The organism is Acidiplasma cupricumulans (genome assembly GCF_001402935.1).
GTDB lineage: Archaea > Thermoplasmatota > Thermoplasmata > Thermoplasmatales > Thermoplasmataceae > Acidiplasma > Acidiplasma aeolicum.
Genome location: NZ_LKBH01000094.1, coordinates 1 through 3148, shown reverse-complemented (window position 1 = coordinate 3148; position 3148 = coordinate 1). Strand labels below are relative to the sequence as shown.

Below are 3148 nucleotides of genomic sequence, written 5' to 3'. Positions count from 1 at the left end.
TAAATAAACCTTTCAAAAACTTTTATAAATCGCTATGGAAAATAATATATTGTTAATATTCATATTTATCTATAATGAGAAATAATGGTAGCTCAATAATGCCGCTTCACTATGGCCACCCGCCTGAATACCTTTATAAAAGAATGGTTGAGCTTGGTGGCATAATATCAGATATTATGATAGAAAATTATAGCACAGATTTTTTCCTTGAAAAACTTGCCGATCCATTCTGGTTTCACTCACTTTCACTTGCCATAGGCTTTGACTGGAATTCGAGTGGTACAACCACTGCAACGCTGAGTGCACTTAAGGAATATCTAAATAAAAAGGATGAGGTTAAAATCCTGGGAGGGAAGGGCAGGCATCTAAACTCTATTAGAGAGGAATTTGATAAACTTGAACAGGATGGGAATATTAAATCAGGCATTTTATCTAAGATCCGTGAGGATTCAAGGATTATTGGAAAAATAGACAATAAGGTTCTTCAGGATGGATTTGATCTTTACATGCAGTTTATTATTCTGGATTATAATGGCAATTATGCTGTTATTAACCAGGGCATGAATCAAAAAATTGGTCTGGCCAGGCGCTATCACTGGATTAAAAATAATATCGATTTTTACAGCGATAAAAGGAATGGAATTGCCGGTTTTGAAAATTCAAACATACTTGATCTTTCAACGTCAAAAAGTGAGCAGAATAGGAAGGATATTATTTCATTGATTAAGGAGAATCCAGTTAACTATATGAGACAGAGAACACTTGATAATTACATGGAATCACGCCCCGTTCTTGATTTAAATTTTAAGATAAACTGGGAAAAAATGAAGATGCTTTATGAATACAATCCTGATAACTTTGGAGAACTAATAAACATAAAAGGGGTGGATAAATCCACCATTAGGGCTCTGTCATATCTTGCTGAACTTGTATATGGCGATAAACCCTCATTTACAGATCCTGTTAAGTTCTCATTCTGTCTGGGCGGTAAGGATGGAGTCCCAAAGCCTGTTAACATACATGATTATGATATTGCCATTGATTTTTATAAACAGATATTAAATGGAAATACATACTATAAAAACGTATCAAGAAATCTTGCAAAAATGAGCTTTGCTAGGTCAGGAAAAATATAATTCATGCACATAAATTTTTTAAAAATATAAATACGCTGCATTTTTTATTAATAAAAAGTTAAATTTCATTTTATTATATAGTTGCAATGAATGAACAAAAAATTATGGTTAACTGTGCATTACCCTATGCCAACGGGCCACTGCATCTCGGACATCTGGCAGGTGCATATCTTGGTGCGGATATATTTGTACGTTTCAGCAGGTTATCGGGTACAGAGGTAATGTTCATATCTGGCAGTGATGAATACGGCACTCCCATTACAATAACAGCCGAAAAAAATAATAAAAGACCACAGGAAATAGCAGATAAATATCATTCAGAACATATGGAAACATTCAGAAATGTTGATATTATCTTCGATAAATTTACAAGAACAACAGACGCTGAACATGTTAAGGACGTTGATGAATTTTTTATGAACCTTCTGGAGAAGGGATTTCTTGAAAAAAGATATATGGTATCACCATACTGCAGAAAATCAAATAGGTTTATGCCGGACAGGTATATAGAGGGAACATGCCCATACTGTGGTTATAAGGAGGCCAGGGGCGACCAGTGTGATAACTGTGGACGTACACTTGACCCAATAGAACTTATTGATCCTGTGTGCAAAATTGGTGGGGAAAGGCCAGAATTCAGGGAAACAGAGCATTATTTTTTAATGCTAAATAAACTTCAGGACTCACTTCTTGAATACCTTGGTACCAAGGATTTTTGGAAACCAAATGTGTTAAAATATACAAAGAATTTTGTAAGTGATGGTCTCAAGCCACGGGCAATTACAAGGGATCTTGACTGGGGTGTCCCAATACCAATAAATGGTTATGAACATAAAAAAATATATGTCTGGTTTGAGGCTTTAATAGGCTATATCACAGGTGCAAGGGAATATTCCACGGAAATTGGCAACCCTGAATACTGGAAATCATTCTGGCTTGATAAGAATATAAAATCATATTATTTTATTGGCAAGGATAACATACCATTTCATACAATTATCTGGCCTGCAATGCTAATAGCCCATGGAGATTATAATCTACCTTATAATGTTCCGGCAAATGAGTATCTCAGATTCCAGGGTGAACAGTTTTCTAAAAGCAGGGGCATAGGTTTTACTGTAAATGAAATTTTAAAGATAGCGGATAAAAACTCATTAAGATATTATATGGCATCAATACTCCCTGAAACAGGGGATTCTGATTTTTCCATGAGGGAATTTCAGGACAAGGTTAATTCGGAACTGGTGGACAAGTTTGGCAATTATATTTACAGGCTTATAAGCTTTATTGATAAAAATAAGTTAAGCATACATAAACCTGAAAAGTTATCCGGGGAAAATAAAAAAATCCTTGATATGTTTAAGGAAAAATTTGATCAGTACAGCCAGGAGTTATATGAAATACATATAAAGAGGGGCCTTCAAATATGGCTTGAACTGGTTATATCCGCAAATCAGTATTTTAATAACGCGCAGCCATGGAAGATAATAAAAGAGAATAAGGAGGAATGCAATGATATACTTTATACATCATTAAAGATCGCACAGTACCTCATATTAATGATTTATCCATATGTCCCAACGGGTGCCTCTGAGGTTTGGTCAATGATAAATAATACAGTGAAAATAGAGGGCAGTACATTTGAAAAATTACTTTCAATAGATGAATTTGCAATAAAAAAACAGAATCCACCATTTACAAAACTTGATTTTGGCGAGGTTATTAACAATTAATTTATAAAAATAATATATATTTATCATAATATTCGAAACATTTATGTAATATTATTTAATACAGTTTATGCTTTAAATGATTTTTATGATGTTGACAAAATTTGAAAAGGCGAGAATAATTGGTGCCAGGGCATTGCAAATTGCAATGGGTGCACCTGTGATTATAGATATTTCCCCTGACATCATTGATCCCATTGAAATTGCAATGTGTGAATTTAATAACAATGTTATACCAATTACCATAAAAAGAAAAGAATAAAAAATATTATTATTTATATA

3 protein-coding genes are annotated in these 3148 nt (G+C 33.6%); all 3 read left to right on the top strand.

From position 1 onward, the window contains the following. Nucleotides 1-74 precede the first annotated feature (74 nt). The 3 genes from AOG55_RS03040 (at nt 75) to AOG55_RS03030 (ending at nt 3128) form a co-directional block, all read left to right on the top strand. The gene (locus AOG55_RS03040; RefSeq protein ID WP_048101978.1) at nt 75-1136 is read left to right on the top strand and encodes a DUF763 domain-containing protein; all 1062 of its coding nucleotides are present in this window, start codon (nt 75-77) and stop codon (nt 1134-1136) included. Between the two features lie 86 nt (nt 1137-1222). Further along, the gene (gene metG, locus AOG55_RS03035) at nt 1223-2869 is read left to right on the top strand and encodes a methionine--tRNA ligase (RefSeq protein ID WP_054964559.1); all 1647 of its coding nucleotides are present in this window, start codon (nt 1223-1225) and stop codon (nt 2867-2869) included. Between the two features lie 85 nt (nt 2870-2954). After that, a complete protein-coding gene (locus AOG55_RS03030) occupies nt 2955-3128 on the top strand; it encodes a DNA-directed RNA polymerase subunit K (protein ID WP_048101976.1) in 174 nt (57 codons plus the stop codon). Nucleotides 3129-3148: the final 20 nt, after the last annotated feature.